Source organism: Azospirillum sp. A26, assembly GCF_042604635.1.
Taxonomy (GTDB): Bacteria; Pseudomonadota; Alphaproteobacteria; order Azospirillales; family Azospirillaceae; genus Azospirillum; species Azospirillum palustre.
Genome location: NZ_CP170476.1, coordinates 224,400 through 244,631, shown reverse-complemented (window position 1 = coordinate 244,631; position 20,232 = coordinate 224,400). Strand labels below are relative to the sequence as shown.

The following is a 20,232-nucleotide window of genomic DNA, read 5'->3' as shown; positions in this document are numbered from 1 at the left end:
GGCCATCGGGAAGATCCCGATGGCCCAGTCCAGGAGAGAAGTCGTTCAGGGGTGCGGGAGCGCCGCCTGTTTCCCGGTCCGCCTCAGTGCATCAGCATGCGCGGCAGCCACAGCGAGAAGGCCGGGACATAGGTGACCAGCAGCAGCGCCACGAACAGCGCCCCGTAGAAGGGCGTGATGGAGCGCATCACCTCGCCCACCGACACGCCGCCGATGGCGCAGCCGATGAACTGAGTGGTGCCGACCGGCGGGGTGTTCAGGCCGAGCGCGCAGTTGATCAGCATGACGATGCCGAACTGCACCGGGTCCATGCCGTACTGCATGGCGATCGGCAGGAAGATCGGCGTGCAGATCAGGATCGTGCTGGCCATGTCCATGAAGGTGCCCAGCAGGAACAGGATGATGTTGATCAGCAGGAAGATCATCAGCGGGTTGGTCGACACGCCGGCCAGTAGCTCGCCGGTCATGTCCGCCACCTCATAGAGACCCATGAGGTACTGGAACATGGTCGACACGCCGATCAGCAGCAGCACCACGCCTGTGGTCTTCACCGTCTTGGCGGCGGCGGCCAGGAACTTCTCCCAGCTCAGCGTGCGGTAGACGAAGGTGGTCAGCAGCAGCGCGTAGATCACGGCCACCGAGGCCGACTCGGTCGCGGTGAATACGCCGGTGGTGATGCCGGCCAGGATGATGACGACGATCAGCAGGCCCGGCGCCGCGGCGGCGAAGGAATGCGCCAGGATGTCCCAGCCGGGGAAGGTCCCCTTGGGATAGCCGCGCTTCACCGCGACGTAATAGGCCGCACCCAGGTTGCAGACCATCAGCAGCAGCGCCGGCATCAGGCCCGCGGCGATCAGCGCGCCGATGGACGCCTTTCCGCCGGCGGCCAGCGCATAGATGATCATGTTGTGGCTGGTCGGCATCAGTGCGCCGACGAGTGCGGCGTGGGTGGTGACGTTGACCGCGTAATCGGCGTGGTAGCCTTCCCGCTTCATCATCGGGATCATCACGGCGCCCATGGCCGACACGTCGGCGACCGGCGATCCGGCGACGCCGCCGAACAGCGTGCAGGCCACCACGTTGGACATGCCCAGCCCGCCGCGGATGTGGCCGACCATGCTCTTGGCCGCGGTGACGATCTTGTCGGCGACGCCGCCATGCAGCATCAGCTCGCCGGAGAAGACGAAGAAGGGAATGGCGAGGAACGAGAAGACGTTCATCCCCGACATCATCTGCTGGAAGACCACCGCGACCGGCAGGCCTTCATAGAGGATGGTGCAGAGCGCCGACAGGCCGATGGCGAAGGCGACCGGAATGCCGAGGATGAGGAAGCCGAAGAAGGTGATCGAAAGGATGGTCAGTTCCATGACGGCTTGACCTCCTCGCCGCGCACGATGGCGACGATATGCTCGATGGAGAACGAAACGATCAGCACGCCCGACAGCACCAGCGGCACGTAGCGCACGGCTTCGGAGACATGCAGGTTCGGGATGGTGTAGGAGGCGACCGAGCTGCCCAGGATCCAGCCGTTGTAGGCCATGCAGGCGCCGAAGATGCCGACCAGGGCGTAGATCAGCACGTCCATCTTGCGGCGTGCGCTGTCCGACAGCATCACCAGCAGCGACTCCAGACCGATGTGGCCGGCATCGCGGACGCCGACGGCGGCGCCGATCAGCGTGACGTAGAGCACCAGCACGATGGCCAGGCTTTCCGCCCAGGTCGGCGAGCTGTTCAGCACATAGCGGCCGAACACCTGATAGAAGACGACGCACACGATCATCATCAGGCCGATGATGGCGGCATACATGCCGGTTTTGGCCAGCGCCGCGTTCATGCGGGTCAACCAGCCGGCCGCATGCGGCGGGCTGACGTCCATTGCTTGCAGCTCGATATCCATGCTGCGGCTCCCCACTCCTGAGACCCCGGCGGTGCGCGGTCCGTCCCGGACGGGACGAAGCCGCGCGCCGCCTCGTTCTTGGCGTTACAGAAAAGTCGTTACTTGGTTTCCTGGACGCGCTGGACGAGGCTCTGCAGCTTCGGCGTGTTCGCGAACTGGGTGTAGACCGGCTTCATGGCGTCGATGAATTCCTGCTTGTTCGGAACCTCGACGATCTGGGCGCCGGCCTGGGTCACGATCTCCTTGGACTTCAGCTCGCGCTCGTCCCACAGCTTGCGCATGTAGGGCACGGAGTCCTTGGCGGCCTTGCGGACCGTGGCCTGATCGTCCTTCGACAGGCGGTCCCAGGCGACCTTGGAGAAGACCAGCACTTCCGGCGCCATCGCGTGTTCGGTCAGGGTGAAGTACTTGGCCGCCTCGAAGTGGCGGGAGGATTCGTAGGACGGGTAGTTGTTCTCGGCGGCATCGACGATGCCGGTCTTCAGTGCGGTGTAGACCTCGCCGAAGGGCATCGGCGTGGCGTTGGCGCCCAGCGCCTGGATCATGGCGACGAACAGGTCGGACTGCTGGACGCGGATCTTGGCGCCCTTCATGTCGGCCAGCGTCTTGTAGGGCTTGGCGGCCGAATACATGCTGCGCGAGCCGCTGTCGTAGAAGGCCAGGCCGATCATGCCCTGGCTTTCCATCGCCGCCAGGATCTCGTCGCCGATCGGGCCGTCCAGGACACGGCGCATGTGGCCGGTGTCGCGGAAGATGAAGGGCAGCGCCGTGACCATCGTCTCCGGCACCACGTTGTTCAGCGGCGCCACGTTGATGCGCATCATCTCCAGCGCACCGATCTTCAGCTGCTCGATGGTGTCCTTTTCGGTGCCGAGCGCGCCGTTCGGGAACACCTTGATGCCGAGCTTGCCGTTGCTGCGCTCGGCCACCAGCTTGCCGACATAGCGGACCGCCTCGACGGTCGGGTAGTCGGTCGGGTGGATGTCGGCGGACCGGAAGTCGCGCGCGTCGGCCGGCGCAGACAGCATCGGGGTGGCCAGGATGCCGCAGACGGCACAGGCGGCCAGCAGCGCGGTGCGGACCGAAGTCAGCGAAAACTTCATAGGTTCTCCTCCTGATGGTGGGGACGAAGCCTGTTGCGGCCCGCCCTTTCTTGTTCTGGCGTTGCCCGTTGGCCTGAAGGCGACGGGCCGCCCTGCACACTCGACTGCACGTACCGTGGACCGGTGACAGACGAAGCGTGGAAGGTGGGACTTGCGGCGGCCGGATTTCGCAGCGCTGCGACAGCGCGGCGCGCAAACCGGGCACCATGCATGGCCGACACCGGCCCTGCCCCCATCCTCCTTCAGCCCCCCGGCTACCCTTGCGCCGCCCCCTGTTCACTGTACTTAGGATATTAGTATATCAATCTGCGCGCAACCCTGAAAGTTCAAAGCGGCAACAACCGTTCGGACTTTATCGCGATCAGGATTGCGGGGAGAGGAACAAAGTGACTGCCGGGGCGGGTTTCGGCCAGACCACGGATCGCCGCAGGGGGGCGGGTGCGACATTCGGCCCCAGCGTCCGCCGCAGCTCCTCCCCCCAGTCACCCGGATGCGGCGACGGACGCCGTCGGTCCTTTAGAGTGTGATCGCTTCAAGCGGAATCGCTTGAAGCGTGAATCACACGGAAAACCAAAAGCTTAGAGTCTGTCTGGTGCTTCAATAGGCACCAGACAGACTCTAAAGGCGGGCCGGTCAGGCGTGCCCGTTCACCAGGGGCCACACCTCCAGGGCGCCGCGATAGATCATGTGCAGGGCGACATAGAGGATGATGGCGAGGCCGACATAGGCCAGCCAGCGATGCTTGTGCAGGATGCGGGCGATGAAGCTGGCGGCGAGGCCCATCAGGGCGATCGACAGGGTCAGGCCGATGACCAGCACCCCCAGATGCTCGCGCGCCGCCCCGGCGACGGCCAGCACATTGTCGAGCGACATCGACACGTCGGCGACGACGATCTGCCAGACCGCCTGACCCAGCGTCTTGCGCGGGCCGGACGCCGCGGCGTCATCGTTCTCCAGCGACTCGACCGCCTCGTCCTCGTCCTGGGACTGGCGCAGCTCGCGCCACATCTTCCAGCACACCCACAGCAGCAGCACGCCGCCGGCCAGCAGCAGCCCGATGATCTGGAGAAGCTGGGTGGTGACGGCGGCGAAGCCGATGCGCAGCACGGTGGCGGCCAGGATGCCGATCAGGATCGCCTTGCCGCGCTGGTCCTTCGGCAGGCCGGCGGCGGCCAGGCCGATGACGATGGCGTTGTCGCCGGCCAGCACCAGATCGATCATGATGACCTGGAGCAGCGCGAACAGCGCGTCGGTGGTGAAGAGTTCCGTCATTTGGGCACGAGTCCTCGCATCACGATCAGTGTGGGAGGAGAGGCCGCACGGGGTCTTCCGATGACCGGCCGGGCCGCGCCGAGGGCGTCGGACGGGAAGCGCCGGTCAAGGGCAAAAGGCGCGGGCCGCTCCTGATGTTCCCAGTCCGACATCGCAACCGGTGAAGGTTGCCAGAGGGGCCCGGCCTGGTTCTGGCGCTTTACGCCAAAGCTGTGGATTGCGCAAGGCCGCGCTTGCGGCCGGTGGGAGTTCCGGTGGGGCTGCCGATCAGGGCGTGCCGACCTCCACGGTTTCGCCGCGGCCCGACGCTGCAAGCATGGCCTCGATCAGCCGGTGGACCTTCAGCGCCTCGCGCCCGTCCACCCGCGGCCGGCGTCCGTCGTCCAGCGCGTCGAGGAAGTCGGACAGCACCGCGCGGTGATGCTGGTGGGAGAAGGCCATCGGGTCGGCGCCGCCGCCCAGCGTGGCGCCGTCCGCCCCGGCGGTTATGCGCTCGCCAGTGACCAACTGCACCTCCAGCCGGTCGCCGGCCAGCACGGCGGAGCCCCCGGTCCCGGCGATCTCGATCCGCTCCGGATAGCCCGGATAGACGGCGGTGGTGGCGTTCACGGTCGCCAGCATGCCGTTGCCGTAGCGCAGGGCCGTGGCGACCGCATCCTCCGTGTCCATGCCCACAGCCGGGTCCAATCTGCGCAGGGCGCTGGTGGTGGCGAATCCGGCGACCCGGTCCGGCAGGCCGACGAGGCCGACGAAGGCGTCCAGCGTGTGGATCGCCTGGGTCAGCAGCACGCCGCCGCCGTCGCGCGCCTTCATGCCGCGGCCGGGCTGGGCGTAATAGGCATTGTCGCGCCACCAGCGCACCGACACCGCCGCGGTCAGCGGCCGGCCCAGCGCGCCGTCGCGCATCAGCGCCGCCAGCCGCTCGACCGAGGCGCGGAAGCGGTGCTGCAACACCACGCCCAGCGTCAGCCCGGCATCCTCCATCGCGGAGACCACCGCCCGCGCGCCCTCCGGCGTGGCGTCCAACGGCTTTTCCAGCAGCACATGCTTGCCGGCGGCGGCGCAGCGCGCCACCAGGGCGGCATGGCTGTCGGGCGGGGTCAGCAGCAGGACGGCCGACAGAGTCGGGTCGTCCAGCAGGCTTTCCAGCCGGTCGACCTCCGGCAGGCCGTGGCGGGCGGCGAAGGCGGCGCGGCGGTCGGCCGACGGGCTGAAGCAGCCCGCCACCTCCACCCGGTCGGCCAGATCGATCAGGCTCTGCGCGTGCGGCGCCGACGCCATGCCGAGGCCGACGACACCGATGCGGCGACGGGAACCGGTCATCGAAGCGCTCCGTCCAGGGTGGTCGTCCCGACAGCGACGTCGGCGGTCAGGCTGCCGGAGAAATAGAGCGGGGCGGCGTTGCGCACGTCGTCCACCGTGATCTGCAGATTGTCCAGATGGCGCACCAGGCTCTGTTCGGCCCGGTCGGGGTCGTGGCCGGCGATGGCCTCGACGATGGCCTCATGCTCGGCGATGACCGTGCGCATGCGGCCGGGGACCGGCAGGGTCAGGCGGCGGCAGCGGTCGAGCTGGACCTTGGCCTGCTGGATGATCCCCCAGAAGCCGGGATATCCCGCCATCTCGGTGATCTGGGCGTGGAAAGCCTCGTCGGCCTGATGGAATCCGTCGGCGTCGCCCACCGCATCGACCTCGCGCTGGTGCTCCAGGCAGGCGCGCAGGGCGGCGATCTGGCTGCGGCTGGCGCGTTCGGCGGCGAAGCGCACGGTCGCCCGCTCCAGCACCTTGCGGATCACGCCGGCTTCCGGCAGGGCGCCCAGCGGGATGCGGGCGACGAAGGTGCCGGATTGCGGGAAGATCTCGATCAGCCCCTCGTCGGCCAGCCGCAGCACCGCCTCGCGCACCGGCGTGCGGCTGACGCCATAGGCCTCGGCGATCTGCTTTTCGGCGATGGGCTCGCCCGGCTTGCGTTTCAGCGAGACGATCTCCGCCCGCAGGTCGCGGTGGATGGCGTCGGCGGCGGTCGGGCCGCGCCGCATGTCCCGGCGCGCCGGTGGGCGGACCAGCAGCGCGGCGGCCTTCGCCGGCATGGTCGGCGGTGTCGATGGCATGGTCAATGGCGGTGTCGCCGCGATGGAACCGGTTTTGGCCGGCGGGTTGCCCGATGGCATGGCGTCCAGCCTCCTCAGAAGCACATGCCTCAGAATACTAATATATCAGCTAGCGCGGCAAGCAATTTCGCTCATCCCCCGTTCGGATCCGGGTGTGACAAAGGCGCCCTCATTCCCGTCATGGCTGTGGGCCGGTGGGGAGCCGGGCTTGAGTGCAGAAGAAAACGTCCCGGCCGTCATCTCCCGCGAAGGCGGGGGATGACGGCCGGGACGGGGCGGGCTTGGTTTCGACGGCAATCGACCCCGACGGTCAGGCGCCGAAGCCGCCGTCGATGGTCTGGAACGAGCCGGTGATCATCGCGGCATGCGGGCCGGCGACATAGGCGGTCAGTTCGGCGACCTCGTCGGCGTCGATGTGGCGCTTGATCGCCATGAAGCTGTGCATGGCGGGCGCCATCGGACCGTCGGCCGGGTTCATGTCGCTATGGGTCGGACCCGGCTGGATGGCGTTCACGGTGATGCCGCGGTCGCCGAAATCGCGGGCGAGGCCGCGCACCATGCCCTGGACCGCCGCCTTGGTCAGGGCGTAGGCGGCCCCGCCGGCAAACGGCATGCGGTCGCCGTTGACCGAACCGATGACGATGATGCGCCCGCCGTCGTTCATGCGCCGGGCCGCTTCGACCGCCGCGTGGTAGGGCGCGCGGACGTTGATGTCGATCATCCGGTCGACCGCGTCGGGATCGAAGGTCAGCGGATCGCCGAGGATCGCCGTGCCGGCATTGACGACCAGCACGTCCAGCGCGCCGCGGTCGGCCACCGTGGCGATCAGGGCGTCGCGGTTGGCGCTGTCGGTGCGGATGGCCTCCGAACCGGTTTCGGCGGCCAGCGCCTCGGCGGCGTCCTTCGACCCGGCATAGGTGAAGGCGACCGTGCCGCCGGCCTTGGCGAAGCGGCGGACGATGGCCTTGCCGATGCCGCGGCTGCCGCCGAGGACCAGGATCTTGCGGCCGGTGAACTCACCCATGATGTGCTCCTTGATAAAATGTAGTGATCGCTATATAAATGCAGGAGAGGGATTTGCGCAAGGAGAAAATATAGTGACCGCTACAGAAAATTCCGGGGCTCGCGGACGGCGGCGGTCCTTCGATGTGGACGAGGCCGTCGAGACCGCGATGAGGCTGTTCCATGCGCGCGGCTACGACGCGGTGGGGGTCGCCGAGCTGGGGGCGGAGCTGGGGATCAAGCCGCCGAGCTTCTATGCCGCCTTCGGCAGCAAGGCCGGGCTGTTCGAGCGGGCGCTGCGGCGCTATGCGGCGGGGGAGGCCAACATCTTCGCCCGCGCGCAGGCCGAGGGCGGCGGCATGGCCGAGGTGATCGAGCGGACGCTGCTGCTGGCGGCGCGGCTCTATCCGGAGCGCAACGGGGTGGCGGGCTGTCTGGTGCTCGACGGGGCGCGCAACAGCGCCGACCCGGAGGCGGCCGCACTGGCCCGGACGATGGGAAAGGCCGGCGTGTCGGCGATCCGCGACTTCATCGCCACGGAGCAGCCGGAACGGGCCGACGCGCTGGCGGACTTCGTCGCAATCACGATGAAGGGAATGTCGGCGGCGGCGCGCGACGGCATGGGCGAGGAGGCGCTTACCGTCGTCGCCCGGATGGCGGGCCGCGCCTTCCGCCGCGAACTGGCGGCGGAAGGCTGAACCGGGAGCCTGGACCTGCTCAGACCGGCATTGCGTCGCGCGGGATGATGGCGCCGCGGTGCTGGATGACGGCGGCAGCCAGCGTGTGGGCGGCGCGGGCGGCGTCGGCCGGACCTTCGCCGCGCAGGCGGGCAGCGAGATAACCCGCGCTGAAGCTGTCGCCGGCCGCTGTGGTGTCGACCACCGTGGCGACCTTCTGCGCCGGCACCTCGACCGCCTCGCCATTCTCGATCACCACGCAGCCGGGCTGTTCCAGCTTCAGGACGATCTCGGCGACGCCGGCCTTGCGGACGCGGGCCAGAACGGCGTCGGCATCGGCGTCGCCATAGAGGTCGCGCAGGTCGGTGACGCCGGGCAGCGCGATGTCGGTCAGCGCCAGCATGCGGTCGAAGGCGGCCCGGGCGGTGTCGAGGTCCGGCCACAGGCGCGGGCGCCAGTTGGTGTCGAAGGCGACCTTGCCGCCCTGCGCCCGCACCCGCTCCAGCACCTCGAAGAGGCGCTCGCGGCCCTGCTCGCCCAGGATGGCGATGCTGATGCCGGACAGGTAGACGATGCCGTAGCCCTCCAGCGCCTTGGACAGTTCCGGCGTCTGGGGCAGGGCGAACAGCTCGCGCGCCGGCGCCCGGTCGCGCCAGTAGAGGAAGCGGCGCTCGCCGCTGGCATCGGTTTCGATCAGGTAGAGGCCGGGCAGGCGGTTCGGCACGCGCAGCACATGCCCGGTGCCGACGCCTTCCGCCGCCCAGGCCGCCACCATGTCGTCGCTGATGCTGTCGTCGCCGAGCGCGGTGACATAGTCGACCGGCGTGCCCAGACGCGCCAGATAGACCGCGGTGTTCAGCGTGTCGCCGCCGAACCCCATGGTCAGCGACCCGTCCGGCCGCCGGAACATCTCGATCATGCATTCGCCAAGGGCGGCGACGCGGTTGGGCGTGTCGGTCATGCTTCCTCTCCACAAGCCGGGGATGGCCCCGGCAAATCCCATTTCAGGCAATAGAACGGCGTTCCCGCGCCCGCATCCGTTCGCGGTGCGCGGTGTAGAGTCCGCTGGCGATGATCACGCCGGTGCCGACGAAGGTCCAATGGTCGGGCACCGCGCCGAAGACGAGGAACCCCAGCGCCGTGGACCAGATCAGCTGGACGTAGGTGAAGGGCGCCAGCACCGAGGCCTCGCCCTGGCGGTAGGCCAGGATCAGCAGCCATTGCGCCGCCGTGTAGACCAGCCCGATGAAAGCCCCCAGCAGCATCTCCCACGGGGTCGGCCACGCCGCATGCAGCGGCAGCAGCGCCGTCAGGGCGATCAGGCCGGTGAGCGCGCTCCACACCATGGTGGTCAGCGGGTTCTCCTGCACCGTCATCTTGCGCGTCGCCACCAGCCCCAGGGCCCAGCTGAAGGCGGTCAGGATCGGCAGCAGCGAGGCCGGCTGGAACCCATCGGCCCCCGGCCGGATGACGATGATGACGCCGGCCAGCCCGACCAGCAGCGCCGCCCAGCGGCGGACGCCGACCTTCTCGGCCAGCAGCAGGATCGACAGCACGGTGACGAAGACGGGGGAGACGAAGCTGATCGCCGCGGCCTCGGCCAGCGGCAGATGCTGCATCGCCATGATGAAGAACAGCGCCGAGCCCAGCATGCCGAGGCCGCGCACCACTTGAAGCCCCGGCCGCGTCGTCTTCAGCACGTTCAGCGAACCGCCGCGAAGCGCCAGCGGCATCACCAATGCTGTGAAGACGACATAGCGCATCCAGGCGATCTCGGCCGGCGGCAGGGTCCGGCCGAGATATTTCGCCGTGGCGTCGGAGCAGGACAGGCAGGCCACCCCCAGCACCACCAGCAGGATCGCCCGCATCGGCTCCGTGCCCTTGGACCCGGATCCGGCCTGCGGATTGACCGTCGGCTGGATCGGGGTCTGCGGCGCATTCACCGGCGAGGGGCCGGTGTCGGTATCGGTGCGGGAGGTGGAACTGTCGGGCATGGCGCCGGCTCTTCAACGGTCATGGTTAAGGGGGCGGACCCCTTACATAACCGCTCCCATCTGCCAAGGAGCAAATTCGTCGGCGCCGACGCCGAGTTCCTCGCTCTTGGTCTTGCGGCCCGACGCGGTGTCGAGCACCAGCTGGAAGATGGCGCGGCCGATTTCCTCGATGGAGGCATCGCCGGTGGCGATGGCGCCGCAATCGATGTCCATGTCGTCCGGCATCCGGCGGAACAAGGTGCTGTTGGTCGCCAGCTTCAGGCTGGGCGTCGGCTTGCAGCCGAAGACCGAGCCGCGGCCGGTGGTGAAGCACAGCACGTTGGCGCCGCCCGCCACCTGTCCGGTCGCCGACACCGGATCGTAGCCGGGCGTATCCATGAAGACGAAGCCCTTGTCGGTGATCGGCTCGGCATAGCGGTAGACGGCGGTCATCGGGGTGGTGCCGCCCTTGGCGACCGCGCCCAGCGACTTCTCCAGGATGGTGGTCAGGCCGCCCTTCTTGTTGCCGGGCGACGGGTTGTTGTTCATCTCGCCGCCGGTGCGGCTGGTGTACTCCTCCCACCAGCCGATGCGCTCGACCAGCGCCTCGCCCACTTCGCGGCGGACGGCGCGGCGGGTCAGCAGATGCTCGGCGCCGTAAACCTCCGGCGTCTCGCTCAGCACCGCGGTGCCGCCGTTGCGGACCAGCAGGTCGACGGCATAGCCCAGCGCCGGGTTGGCGGTGATGCCCGAATAGCCGTCGGAGCCGCCGCATTGCAGCGCCAGCGTCAGGTGGCTGGCCGGCAGGGTCTGGCGGGTGACGTCGTTGATCTCCGACAGCAGCGCCTCGATCCGGCGGATGCCCTCGCGGGCCGCGGCGGCGGTGCCGCCCATGTCCTGGATGCCGATGGGGATGACGCGGGCGCCTTCCTCAAGGCCGGTGGCCTCCATCAGCTTGTCGATCTGGTTCACCTCGCAGCCGAGGCCGAGCAGGATCACCGCGGCGAAATTCGGGTGGCGGGCATAGCCGGCGATGGTCCGGCGCAGCGTGTCCATCACCTCGCCGCTGCCGGCCATGCCGCAGCCGTAGCCGTGGGTGAGCGCGACGACGCCGTCGATGTTGGGGTAGGCGGCCAGCGCGGAGCCGCGGAAATGGTCGGCGATCATCCGCGCCGCGGTGGCGGAGCAGTTCACCGAGGTCAGCACGCCGATGTAGTTGCGGGTGGCGACGCGGCCGTCCGGGCGAACGATGCCCTGGAAGGTGGCGCGCTCGGCCTCCGGGATCGGTTCGACCGGGTGGACGTCGGCGCCGAAGGCGTAATCGCGCTCGAAATCGCTGCCCATGCCCATGTTGTGGACGTGGACATGGTCGCCCGGCTGGATCGCCGCGGTGGCGAAGCCGATGACCTGATTGTATTTGCGCACCGGTTCGCCCAGCGCGATGGCGCGCACCGCGACCTTGTGCCCGGCCGCCACCGGCCCGGTGGTCGCGACTTCGGTTGCCGGCAGAAGGATGCCGGATTCGAGGTCGGCGCCGGCGACGACGACGTTGTCGGCGGGGTGCAGGCGGATGGTCAGCGATGCCATGGGAAGATGTCCTTGAGAAGGAAGCTGGGCCGCGCCGGAACGGGTCCGGCGCGGCCGGGCAGTCACAGCTTGCCCGTTACAGCTTGTAGGCGTTCTTGGCGAGGCGGTAGGCGAGGTCGACGGCCAGGTCCGCGGCCTCGTCCTCTTCCATCCGGTGCTCGGAGACCAGACGGGCGAGGAAGCTGCAATCGACGCGGCGCGACACGTCGTGGCGGGCCGGGATCGAGCAGAAGGCGCGGGTGTCGTCGTTGAAGCCGACCGTGTTGTAGAAGCCGGCGGTCTCCGTGATCATCTCGCGGTAGCGGCGCATGCCCTCGGGGCTGTCGTGGAACCACCAGGCCGGGCCGACGCGCAGTGCCGGGTAATGGCCGGCGAGCGGCGCCAGCTCGCGGGAATAGCTGTCCTCATCCAGCGTGAACAGGATGATGGTCAGGTCGCGCTCGTTGCCGAAGCGGTCGAGCAGCGGCTTCAGCGCCCGCACATACTCGGTGCCGCTCGGGATGTCGGCGCCCTTGTCGCGGCCGAAGCGCTGGAACACCACGTCGTTGTGGTTGCGGAAGCTGCCGGGGTGGATCTGCATGACCAGACCGTCCTCCAGGCTCATCCGCGCCATTTCGGTCAGCATCTGGGCGCGGAACAGCTCGGATTCCTCGGCCGTCGCACCGCCGCGCCGCACGATGTCGAACAGCTTCTCGGCTTCCGCGCGGGCCAGATCGGCGGTCGCCGCCGTCGGGTGGCCGTGGTCGGTCGAGGTGGCGCCATAGCTCTTGAAATAGAGGCGGCGGTCGGCCAGCGCGGCGAGGTAGCCGTCCCAGGTCGCGGTGTCCTTGCCGGTGATGCGGGCCAGCTCGGCGAGGTTGTCGCGGAAGCCCTCGAACTCCGGATCGACGACCGGGTCGGGACGGAAGGCGGTGATGACCCGGCCCTTCCAGCCGCTCTCGCGGATCGCCTTGTGGTGGACCAGCGGGTCGAGCGGCGATTCGGTGGTCGCCAGCACTTCGAGGTTGAAGCGCTCGAACAGGGCGCGCGGACGGTATTCCGGCTTGCGCAGGCACTCTTCGATCTGGTCGTAGATGCGGTCGGCGCTGGCGGCGCTCAGGCGCTCGGTGACGCCGAACACCGTCTCGAAGGCATGGGTCAGCCACATCGAGGTCGGCGTGCCGCGGAACAGGTGCCAGTTGCTGGCCAGCAGGCGCCAGATGGCGCGCGAATCGGTCGAGGTCTCGCCGCCGTCCTTGCGCGGAACGCCCAGCTGCTCCAGCGGAATTCCCTGGCTGTAGAGCATGCGGAATGCATAATGGTCGGGCTTGACGAACAGGCTCGCCGGATCGGGGAACGCCTCATTCTGCGCGAACCAGGACGGATCGGTGTGGCCGTGCGGGCTGACGATCGGCAGGGCGGCGACTTCGCCGTACAGGCGGCGCGCGATGGCACGTTGCGTCGGGTCGCTCGGGAAAAGACGGTCGGGGTGAAGCATCGGAAGCCTCTACGCTGCAAGAGAAGAGCAAAAGCAGGGTGGGGAAAAGGCGGGGTCCGTGCGGGGGACCGTCCCTACCGGCTGGCCGTATAATATTAATATATCAGATCTGATTGCAAGCCCAATCGTTCTGCCGGAGGGGCATTTGGGCCGGTGAAGGCTGCGCCCAGTCGCCGCACCCGATCCGGAAGGAAACCGGCCCGCAAGGCCGGCCTACAAGGCCGGGCCGCAGGGAAAGCTGGGGATGGATTTGACGTTGACGAAGAGGGGCGGGTAGATTGCTGGGGATGAGGAACATCTCGCGGGTGGCGGACCGCCACCCCACGACATCTGTATGTTTGCCGCAATGGAGCCATCGGTGAAGAAGGTCGCGACGACAGAGGATGAAGGCGGCCTGACCTCCGCAGCTGTGCGCCGCAGCGCGGTCCCGGCCCCGGCGGTGCGCCCGCCGCGCCGCGCCGCCACCGTCGCGTCGCGCATCTACCGCGACCTGCGCGGCGAGATCGTCTCGCTGAAGCGCAAGCCCGGCGACGCCATCGCCGAGAAGCAGATCGCCGAGACCTATGGCGTCAGCCGCACGCCGGTGCGCGAGGCGGTGCTGAAGCTGGCCGACGAGGGGCTGATCGAGATTTTCCCGCAGTCCGGCACCTTCGTGTCGCGCATCCCGCTGGACGCCCTGCCGGAAGCCTTCGCCATCCGCAAGGCGCTGGAGGAGGCGACGGTGCGCTATGCGGCGGCACGCGCCAGCCGCAGCCAGATCGCCGCCTTGCGCGCCAATCTGGAATTGCAGCGCGAGATGCAGGAAACTGCCAACTATGAAGGCTTCCATCAGGCCGACGAGGCCTTCCACGCGCTGATCGCGGAGATCGCCGGCTATCCCGGCTTCTGGACGCTGATCCAGCAGACCAAGGTGCAGATCGACCGCTACCGCCTGCTGACCCTGCCGGTGCGCGGCCGCATCGCCGAGGTGATCGCCGAGCACACGGCCATCCTCGACGCGATGGCGGCGAACGACCCCGCCGCCGCCATCAAGGCGTTGGACGACCATCTGGACGATTTGCAGATCTCGGTCGCCGACATCCGCCGCGACTACCCGCGCTATTTCACGGCGCCGGGCGACCCGATCTGAAAAGGCCGATCTGAAAAGGCCGATCTGAAAAGGCAGGGGCGCCGGGCCGGTCCGAAAACCGGCCTGCGCCGTGACCGGGGGAGTTATTTCGTGTCGGCTTCGGCGGCGTAGGCCACCGGCTCGCCCAGGAAATCCTCGCGGATCGGCGTGAAGATGTCGAGCAGGATGCCCGGCTCCAGCGCCACCACGCCATGCAGGACGTTGGACGGCACCATATAGCCGTCGCCGGTGTTCAGCCGCTTGGTGCGGCCGTCGATGGTGACGTCGAAGGAACCCTTCTCCACCACGGCGCACTGGACATGGGGATGGCGATGCTGCGCGCCGATGGCGCCGGCCTCGAACTCCACCCGCACCATCATCATCGTGTCGTTGTAGCCGAGGATCTTGCGGCGCACGCCGTCGCCCAGATCCTGCCACGGGATGTCGCCCGCGGTCAGGAACACATCGGTCGCCGTTGCGGTGGTCATCGTCCGGTTTCCTCCCCAATGGAAAAGCCCTCCTCCGCCCGTGAGGGGCGGAGGAGGGCTGCTTTGTCTCAGCGCGCCAGCCAGCCGCCGTCGACCGGCAGGATGGTGCCGTGGATGTAGTCGGCGGCATCCGACGCCAGGAACACCGCCGGGCCGCCGATGTCGGACGGCATGCTCCAGCGGCCGGCCGGGATGCGGCCGAGGATCTCGGCGCTGCGGTTCTCGTCGGCGCGCAGAGCAGCGGTGTTGTTGGTGGCGACATAGCCCGGCGCGATGGCATTCACGTTGATGCCCTTGCCGGCCCATTCGCAGGCCAGAAGCTTGGTGATGCCGGCGACGCCGCTCTTGGAGGCGGTGTAGGACGGCACGCGGATGCCGCCCTGGAAGGACAGCATGGACGCGATGTTGATGATCTTGCCCTTGCGGCCGGCGCCGATGGCGTAGCGGCCGAAGGCCTGGCAGAGGAAGAACACCGTCTTGATGTTGAGGTTCATCACGGCGTCCCAGTCGGCCTCGCTGAAGTCGACGGCATCGGCGCGACGGATCATCCCGGCGTTGTTGACCAGGATGTCCAGCCCGCCGAGCTTGGCGACCGTCTCCTCCACCAGCCCCTGGACCGGGGCGATGGAGGTCAGGTCGGCGTGGATGCCGAGGAACTTGCGGCCGGTCGCCTCGACCAGACCCTTGGTCTCGTCCAGCGACACGACGTCGACAGCGGCAATGTCGGCGCCGGCCTCGGCCATCGCCACGGCGATGCCCTGGCCGATGCCGGTGTTGGCGCCGGTGACCAGCGCCACCTTGCCGGTCAGGTCGAACGAAATGCTCATGGTCGGTTCCCGTTCTTATCGTTTGGTTTCAAATCGGGGGGCGCGTCAGCGCAGGCGGTCCATGGCGATGAAGTCCATGTCCGTGAAGTCCTGGTTGTCGCCGCCCATCGCCCAGATGAAGGTGTAGTTGCGGGTGCCGACGCCGGAATGGATCGACCAGGGCGGCGAGATCACCGCCTGCTCGTTGGCGACCACGATGTGGCGGGTCTGCTCCGGCTCGCCCATCAGGTGGACGACGCGCGCCTCTTCCGGCAGATCGAAGTAAAAATAGACCTCGCAGCGCCGGTCATGGGTGTGGCACGGCATCGTGTTCCACATGTTGTTCGGCTTCAGCACCGTCATGCCCAGCACCAGCTGCGCGGTGCGGACCACGTCCGGGTGGATCATCTGGTAGATGGTGCGCTCGTTCGACTGGGCCGGGTCGCCGAGATGCACGGCCTTGGCCTGGCCGATCGAGATCTTCATCGTCTCGAACCGCGCATGGGCGGGGGTGCTGTTCAGGTAGAACTTGGCCGGCTCGCGGCGGTCCAGGCTTTCGAAGACGACGTCCTTGCTGCCCATCGCGACATAGAGCGCGTCGCGCGGCGCCAGTTCATAGACGGCGCCGTCGACGGTGACGCGGCCGGCGCCGCCGACATTGACCACGCCCAGCTCGCGCCGGTCGAGGAAGTTGGGCGAGCCGATTTCCTTGGAGGACTCCAGCTTCAGCGGGCCGGCGACCGGCATGGCGCCGCCGACCACGAACCGGTCGATGTGGCTGTAGGTGAAGACGGTCTCGTCAGCCTCGAACAGGGTCGGGACCAGGAAATGGTCGCGCAGCGTCTCGGTGTCGAAGCCGCGGACCGCGTCGGGATGGGAGGCATGCCGGACGGAGATTTTCATGGGAGAGGTCCTTTTAAAATCTGTGCAGCCGGCGTCCCGGCAGGTCTGGCGCCATCATACTAATATACTAGTAAGCCGGGCAAGCTCTAATGATGGAGTGCCGGACATTTCAGGCGGCGGAGGGTGCGACAAAGTCGCTGGTCCGAAGGGGGAGTGCGGTAGGGTCGGAGGGGCCGCGTTGCGTCGGCCTCAAAGGTAATATATTAGTGAACGGTCTTCGCCCGGAGTGTTCAGTCATGTCCAGTCAGCAGCCCCGCAAGCGCATCGCCCTCGTCGCCCATGACGCCCGCAAGGCGGACCTCATCGCCTGGATCGGCGCCAATATCGGCGCGCTGGACGGCCATGCCTTCTGGGCGACCGGCACCACCGGGCAGAAGGTGCGCGCCGCCCATCCCGGCCTGGACATCACCCCGTTGAAAAGCGGCCCGCTGGGCGGCGACCAGCAGATCGGTGCGATGATCGCGGAGGGGCGGATCGACCTGCTGGTCTTCTTCGTCGATCCGATGACCGCCCAGCCGCACGACGTGGATGTGAAGGCGCTGACCCGGCTGGCGACGCTCTACAACATCCCGATGGCCTGCAACGAGGCCACCGCCGACATGATCGTCTCCTCCGCCCATTTCGCCAGCGGCTATGCTCCGCGCGCCGCCAGCTTCACCGATTACGAGACGCGCAAGGTTTGAGCGCGTCCCGCCCGCTCATTCCGTGAAATCTCATTCCGTGAAGTATTGCGGATAGCTCCGCCGGACCTCGGCGATGCCCAGCTGCAGGTCGGTCAAATGGTGGCGCAGCTCGCCCACCGCGCGGTCGGGGTCGCGGGCGGCGACGGCCTCGACGATGGCGCCATGCTCGGCCAGCGCCTTGTCCATCCGGCCGGCCGCCGGCAAGGTCAGGTGGCGGTAGCGGTCGACCTGCCGCTTCACCTGCTGGGTCACCGCCCAGAAGCCGGGATAGCCGGAGATTTCCGCCAGCAGGGCGTGGAACGCCTCGTCGGCCTCGTGGAAGCCGTCGAAATTGCCGGACTCCTTCATCTCGCGCTGGAGTTCCAGGTTGGCGCGCAGCCGCGCCACCTGGCTGCCGCTCGCCTGCTCGGCGGCGTAGCGCACGGTGGCCTCCTCCAGCGCGCGGCGGATGGCGATGGCCTCCGGCAGGCCGCTGATCGGGATGCGGGCGACGAAGGTTCCGGACTGCGGGAACACCTCCACCAGACCTTCGTCGGCGAGCTTCAGCATCGCCTCGCGCACGGGCGTGCGGCTGACGCCATAGGTTTCCGCGACCTCCTTCTCGATCACCGGCTCGCCCGGCTTGCGCCGCAGGGAGACGATGTCGTCGCGCAGGTCGCGGTAGATGGTGCCCGAGACCGTGGCGCCGCGGTGGGCGGGCCTTGCGGTGGCGCTGGCGGGCCGGCGGCGGCGGCGGCGCACCGGTGCGGCCACGGCCACCATGTTCGTATCGCCCGCGTTGGAGTTCATAATCGTCCCATTCATGTCGTCGGCGGTCATGCCTTCGACCGCAGCTACTAATATATCGCTGCGTTTCCGCGGGCGGGAAGCTTTTTGCCGCTGGATTTTTCGGGGGTGGCGTGGGGATGGGGAGCGGGCACGGCGAAGCGTCCACCCCCCGGAACAGGACCCCTTACAGCTTCGCCGCCGCGTCGAACACCGCGTGGCTGTAGGCGCCTTCCGGCTTCTTGGAGATCACCGGGGCCGAGGCGCCCGACATCAGGATGCCGACGGTGCGGTCGAAATCGGCCGGGTCGAGATAGCCGGTGCCCTTGGCCCCGCCGTCGATCAGCTTAGCGACCTCCTGCATCATGGTGGTCTGGTGTTCCTCGGTCTGGGCGCCGGTGGTGTCGTTCTCCAGCACGATCTTCACCGCCTCGGCCTGGTTCTTGGCGGCGTATTCCCAGCCCTTGGCCGAGGCCTTGACGAACTTCGCCAGCTTCTCGACGATCTTCGGATCGGACAGCGACTTCTCGCTGGCGTAGAGGCCGTCCTCCAGCGTGGCGACGCCCTGCTCCTGATACTTGAAGACGGTCAACTCGTCGGGCTTCATGCCGGCCTCGATCAGCTGCCAATATTCGTTGTAGGTCATGGTGGAGATGCAGGCCGCCTGCTTCTGCAGCAGCGGATCGACGTTGAAGCCCTGCTTCAGCACCTTCACGTCCGGGCTGGAGCCGGAGGTGGAGTAGCCCAGCTTGCTCATCCAGGCCAGGAACGGATATTCGTTGCCGGAGAACCAGACGCCCAGCGTGTTGCCCTTGAAGTCCTTCGGATCCTTGATGTTGGCGTCCTTGCGGCAGGTCAGCATCATGCCCGACTTCTGGAACATCTGGGCGATGTTGACCAGCGGAACGCCCTTCTCGCGGCTGGCGAGCGCCGACGGCATCCAGTCGACGATCACGTCGGCGCCGCCGGCGGCGATGACCTGGGTCGGGTTGATATCGGGGCCGCCGGCCTTGATGGTGACGTCCAGCCCGGCGTCCTTGTAGAAGCCCTTGGCCGCGGCGACGTAATAGCCGGCGAACTGGGCCTGGGTGACCCATTTCAACTGGAGCGTCAGCGCATCGGCGGCGGCGGCCGGCGCCCCCCAGCCGGCGAGGCCGGTGAGCGCGGTGGCGGCGAGCAGGACGGCGGAGGCAAGGGTCTTCATCGCGTTCGATCCTCTTCTGGCTGGGTTTTGTTTGGCTTGAAGGGCATTTAAGCTTGAAGGACTGGAAGTCGGTCAGCGTTTGCGGAAAGACGGGTGCCAGGCGGTGACATGCCGCTCCGCCAGTGCCAGCGCACCGTAGAGCAGCGATCCGGTCAGGGCGGCGACGGCGATCGTCGCCCAGACCACGTCCAAATTCATCCGGGCGACCTGGGTGGAGATGCGGAAGCCCATCCCCACCACCGGCGTGCCGAAGAACTCGGCGACGATGGCCCCGATCAGAGCCAGGGTTGAGTTGATCTTCAGTCCGTTGAACAAAAAGGGCAAGGCGCAGGGAAGCCGCAGCATCGCCAGCGTGCGCCAGTAGCCCGCGCCATAGGAGCGCATCAGGTCGAGCTGGATGCGCTCCGCACTCTGCAAGCCGGCCAGCGTGTTGATCAGCATGGGAAAGAAGGTCATCACCACGATGACGGCGGCCTTGGACTGCCAGTCGAAGCCGAACCACATCACCATGATCGGCGCGATGCCCACCACCGGCACGGCGCTGGCGAGGTTGCCGAGCGGCAGCAGCCCGCGCGCCAGGAAGGGCACCCGGTCGGCCAGGATCGCCACGAGGAAGCCGGCGCCGCAGCCGATCAGATAGCCGCGCAGGACCGAAATCAGCACCGTCTGGCGGAAATCGTCCCACAGATCGGCGGCATTGGCGGCGAAGGCGGTTGCCACGAGACTTGGCGGCGGCAGCAGGATGGTCGGCACCTGGAAGCCGCGGGTCAGGATCTCCCACAGCATGACCAGCGCCAGCCCGAACAGGGCGGGGCCGGCCAGCCGCACCGGACCGGCGATGCCCGCCAGCAGGGCCAGCACCCGCCACAGCAGCAGCGTGGCGCCGGCCAGATAGAGCCAGAGCCCGCCGGCCTGGGCGAGGGCGTGGCCTTGGTGGAGCAGCACCAGCGGGGCGGCATAGGCGGCAGCGACTCCGGCCAGCAGCAGCAGGGCCTCGCCCAGTGCCGAGCCGGGCAGGCGGCGGGTGAGGATCGTCGCGACGGTCAGGGCGAAGAGGGCCAGCGCGATGGGAAGCTGCGGCAGATAAAGGGCGGCACCGTCGAGCGTGGCGAAGGGCAGCAGCGGGGCGGCCAGCATCACCAGCGGCCAGGGGGCCATAGTGGGGCGTACCATGAT

General features: G+C 68.0%; 20 protein-coding genes. 3 read left to right on the top strand and 17 right to left on the bottom strand.

Annotated features, from left to right (window positions below):
* Positions 1-83: 83 nt before the first annotated feature.
* The 7 genes from ABNQ39_RS32045 to bdcA form a co-directional block, all read right to left on the bottom strand.
* Positions 84-1,367, bottom strand: a complete 1,284-nt coding sequence (locus ABNQ39_RS32045) for a TRAP transporter large permease (RefSeq protein ID WP_109096368.1) — start codon at positions 1,365-1,367, stop codon at positions 84-86.
* Positions 1,358-1,897: a TRAP transporter small permease gene (locus tag ABNQ39_RS32040; RefSeq protein ID WP_098735922.1), complete on the bottom strand. Its 540-nt coding sequence runs from the start codon at positions 1,895-1,897 to the stop codon at positions 1,358-1,360. Before ABNQ39_RS32040 ends, ABNQ39_RS32045 begins: the two co-directional genes overlap by 10 nt.
* A 98-nt stretch (positions 1,898-1,995) precedes the next feature.
* Positions 1,996-3,000 (bottom strand): TRAP transporter substrate-binding protein, encoded by a 1,005-nt coding sequence (locus ABNQ39_RS32035; RefSeq protein WP_098735923.1) that lies wholly within the window; start codon positions 2,998-3,000, stop codon positions 1,996-1,998.
* Between the two features lie 633 nt (positions 3,001-3,633).
* Positions 3,634-4,272, bottom strand: coding sequence for a TerC family protein (locus ABNQ39_RS32030; protein ID WP_376966156.1), 639 nt, complete (start codon positions 4,270-4,272; stop codon positions 3,634-3,636).
* 267 nt (positions 4,273-4,539) lie between these two features.
* The gene (locus ABNQ39_RS32025) at positions 4,540-5,595 is read right to left on the bottom strand and encodes a Gfo/Idh/MocA family protein (RefSeq protein WP_376966154.1); all 1,056 of its coding nucleotides are present in this window, start codon (positions 5,593-5,595) and stop codon (positions 4,540-4,542) included.
* Positions 5,592-6,443, bottom strand: coding sequence for a GntR family transcriptional regulator (locus tag ABNQ39_RS32020; protein WP_376966152.1), 852 nt, complete (start codon positions 6,441-6,443; stop codon positions 5,592-5,594). Before ABNQ39_RS32020 ends, ABNQ39_RS32025 begins: the two co-directional genes overlap by 4 nt.
* A 250-nt stretch (positions 6,444-6,693) precedes the next feature.
* Positions 6,694-7,407 carry an SDR family oxidoreductase gene (gene bdcA, locus ABNQ39_RS32015; RefSeq protein WP_376966150.1) on the bottom strand — a complete coding sequence of 238 codons (714 nt, stop codon included), beginning with the start codon at positions 7,405-7,407 and terminating at the stop codon, positions 6,694-6,696.
* Between the two features lie 73 nt (positions 7,408-7,480).
* Between bdcA and ABNQ39_RS32010 the strand changes: the two genes are divergently transcribed.
* Entirely contained in the window at positions 7,481-8,083 is a 603-nt protein-coding gene (locus ABNQ39_RS32010) for a TetR/AcrR family transcriptional regulator (RefSeq protein WP_376966148.1), read from the top strand.
* Between the two features lie 19 nt (positions 8,084-8,102).
* On the opposite strand, the gene ABNQ39_RS32005 is transcribed toward ABNQ39_RS32010, so the two are convergent.
* From ABNQ39_RS32005 to uxaC, 4 genes are all read right to left on the bottom strand, one after another.
* Complete coding sequence (locus ABNQ39_RS32005; protein WP_376966146.1) at positions 8,103-9,023, bottom strand: sugar kinase; 921 nt, start codon at positions 9,021-9,023, stop codon at positions 8,103-8,105.
* A 43-nt stretch (positions 9,024-9,066) separates the two neighbouring features.
* Positions 9,067-10,056, bottom strand: a complete 990-nt coding sequence (locus tag ABNQ39_RS32000; protein WP_376966144.1) for a DMT family transporter — start codon at positions 10,054-10,056, stop codon at positions 9,067-9,069.
* A gap of 42 nt (positions 10,057-10,098) precedes the next feature.
* Entirely contained in the window at positions 10,099-11,622 is a 1,524-nt protein-coding gene (locus ABNQ39_RS31995; protein ID WP_376966142.1) for a UxaA family hydrolase, read from the bottom strand.
* A 76-nt stretch (positions 11,623-11,698) separates the two neighbouring features.
* Positions 11,699-13,099 (bottom strand): glucuronate isomerase, encoded by a 1,401-nt coding sequence (uxaC, locus tag ABNQ39_RS31990; protein WP_376966140.1) that lies wholly within the window; start codon positions 13,097-13,099, stop codon positions 11,699-11,701.
* 346 nt (positions 13,100-13,445) lie between these two features.
* Here uxaC and ABNQ39_RS31985 point away from each other — a divergent pair, with 346 nt between their 5' ends.
* Complete coding sequence (locus ABNQ39_RS31985; protein WP_376967159.1) at positions 13,446-14,228, top strand: GntR family transcriptional regulator; 783 nt, start codon at positions 13,446-13,448, stop codon at positions 14,226-14,228.
* A gap of 83 nt (positions 14,229-14,311) precedes the next feature.
* On the opposite strand, the gene ABNQ39_RS31980 is transcribed toward ABNQ39_RS31985, so the two are convergent.
* The 3 genes from ABNQ39_RS31980 to kduI all read right to left on the bottom strand — a co-directional run bounded on the left by ABNQ39_RS31980 (position 14,312) and on the right by kduI (position 16,404).
* A complete protein-coding gene (locus tag ABNQ39_RS31980) occupies positions 14,312-14,695 on the bottom strand; it encodes a cupin domain-containing protein (RefSeq protein ID WP_376966138.1) in 384 nt (127 codons plus the stop codon).
* Positions 14,696-14,763: 68 nt separating this feature from the next.
* A complete protein-coding gene (gene kduD / locus ABNQ39_RS31975) occupies positions 14,764-15,522 on the bottom strand; it encodes a 2-dehydro-3-deoxy-D-gluconate 5-dehydrogenase KduD (RefSeq protein WP_376966136.1) in 759 nt (252 codons plus the stop codon).
* 45 nt (positions 15,523-15,567) lie between these two features.
* Positions 15,568-16,404, bottom strand: a complete 837-nt coding sequence (gene kduI, locus ABNQ39_RS31970; protein WP_376966134.1) for a 5-dehydro-4-deoxy-D-glucuronate isomerase — start codon at positions 16,402-16,404, stop codon at positions 15,568-15,570.
* 236 nt (positions 16,405-16,640) lie between these two features.
* On the opposite strand from kduI, the gene ABNQ39_RS31965 reads away from it, so the two are divergent.
* Complete coding sequence (locus ABNQ39_RS31965) at positions 16,641-17,087, top strand: methylglyoxal synthase (RefSeq protein ID WP_376966132.1); 447 nt, start codon at positions 16,641-16,643, stop codon at positions 17,085-17,087.
* Positions 17,088-17,117: 30 nt separating this feature from the next.
* Here ABNQ39_RS31965 and ABNQ39_RS31960 read toward each other — a convergent pair whose 3' ends face one another.
* The 3 genes from ABNQ39_RS31960 to ABNQ39_RS31950 form a co-directional block, all read right to left on the bottom strand.
* Positions 17,118-17,876, bottom strand: a complete 759-nt coding sequence (locus ABNQ39_RS31960) for a GntR family transcriptional regulator (protein ID WP_376967157.1) — start codon at positions 17,874-17,876, stop codon at positions 17,118-17,120.
* Positions 17,877-18,039: 163 nt separating this feature from the next.
* On the bottom strand, positions 18,040-19,056 hold the full coding sequence (locus tag ABNQ39_RS31955; protein WP_376966130.1) for an ABC transporter substrate-binding protein: 1,017 nt from the start codon (positions 19,054-19,056) through the stop codon (positions 18,040-18,042).
* A gap of 72 nt (positions 19,057-19,128) precedes the next feature.
* Positions 19,129-20,229 carry an ABC transporter permease gene (locus tag ABNQ39_RS31950; RefSeq protein ID WP_376966128.1) on the bottom strand — a complete coding sequence of 367 codons (1,101 nt, stop codon included), beginning with the start codon at positions 20,227-20,229 and terminating at the stop codon, positions 19,129-19,131.
* Positions 20,230-20,232: the final 3 nt, after the last annotated feature.

Excerpts from the sequence above, each read along its gene's own strand:
- ABNQ39_RS32045 (WP_109096368.1), bottom strand. The coding sequence starts at position 1,367 with ATGGAACTGACCATCCTTTCGATCACCTTCTTCGGCTTCCTCATCCTC.
- ABNQ39_RS32040 (WP_098735922.1), bottom strand. The coding sequence starts at position 1,897 with ATGGATATCGAGCTGCAAGCAATGGACGTCAGCCCGCCGCATGCGGCC.
- ABNQ39_RS32035 (WP_098735923.1), bottom strand. The coding sequence starts at position 3,000 with ATGAAGTTTTCGCTGACTTCGGTCCGCACCGCGCTGCTGGCCGCCTGT.
- ABNQ39_RS32030 (WP_376966156.1), bottom strand. The coding sequence starts at position 4,272 with ATGACGGAACTCTTCACCACCGACGCGCTGTTCGCGCTGCTCCAGGTC.
- ABNQ39_RS32025 (WP_376966154.1), bottom strand. The coding sequence starts at position 5,595 with ATGACCGGTTCCCGTCGCCGCATCGGTGTCGTCGGCCTCGGCATGGCG.
- ABNQ39_RS32020 (WP_376966152.1), bottom strand. The coding sequence starts at position 6,443 with ATGCCATCGGGCAACCCGCCGGCCAAAACCGGTTCCATCGCGGCGACA.
- bdcA (WP_376966150.1), bottom strand. The coding sequence starts at position 7,407 with ATGGGTGAGTTCACCGGCCGCAAGATCCTGGTCCTCGGCGGCAGCCGC.
- ABNQ39_RS32005 (WP_376966146.1), bottom strand. The coding sequence starts at position 9,023 with ATGACCGACACGCCCAACCGCGTCGCCGCCCTTGGCGAATGCATGATC.
- ABNQ39_RS32000 (WP_376966144.1), bottom strand. The coding sequence starts at position 10,056 with ATGCCCGACAGTTCCACCTCCCGCACCGATACCGACACCGGCCCCTCG.
- ABNQ39_RS31995 (WP_376966142.1), bottom strand. The coding sequence starts at position 11,622 with ATGGCATCGCTGACCATCCGCCTGCACCCCGCCGACAACGTCGTCGTC.
- uxaC (WP_376966140.1), bottom strand. The coding sequence starts at position 13,099 with ATGCTTCACCCCGACCGTCTTTTCCCGAGCGACCCGACGCAACGTGCC.
- ABNQ39_RS31985 (WP_376967159.1), top strand. The coding sequence starts at position 13,446 with ATGGAGCCATCGGTGAAGAAGGTCGCGACGACAGAGGATGAAGGCGGC.
- ABNQ39_RS31980 (WP_376966138.1), bottom strand. The coding sequence starts at position 14,695 with ATGACCACCGCAACGGCGACCGATGTGTTCCTGACCGCGGGCGACATC.
- kduD (WP_376966136.1), bottom strand. The coding sequence starts at position 15,522 with ATGAGCATTTCGTTCGACCTGACCGGCAAGGTGGCGCTGGTCACCGGC.
- kduI (WP_376966134.1), bottom strand. The coding sequence starts at position 16,404 with ATGAAAATCTCCGTCCGGCATGCCTCCCATCCCGACGCGGTCCGCGGC.
- ABNQ39_RS31965 (WP_376966132.1), top strand. The coding sequence starts at position 16,641 with ATGTCCAGTCAGCAGCCCCGCAAGCGCATCGCCCTCGTCGCCCATGAC.
- ABNQ39_RS31960 (WP_376967157.1), bottom strand. The coding sequence starts at position 17,876 with ATGAACTCCAACGCGGGCGATACGAACATGGTGGCCGTGGCCGCACCG.
- ABNQ39_RS31955 (WP_376966130.1), bottom strand. The coding sequence starts at position 19,056 with ATGAAGACCCTTGCCTCCGCCGTCCTGCTCGCCGCCACCGCGCTCACC.
- ABNQ39_RS31950 (WP_376966128.1), bottom strand. The coding sequence starts at position 20,229 with ATGGTACGCCCCACTATGGCCCCCTGGCCGCTGGTGATGCTGGCCGCC.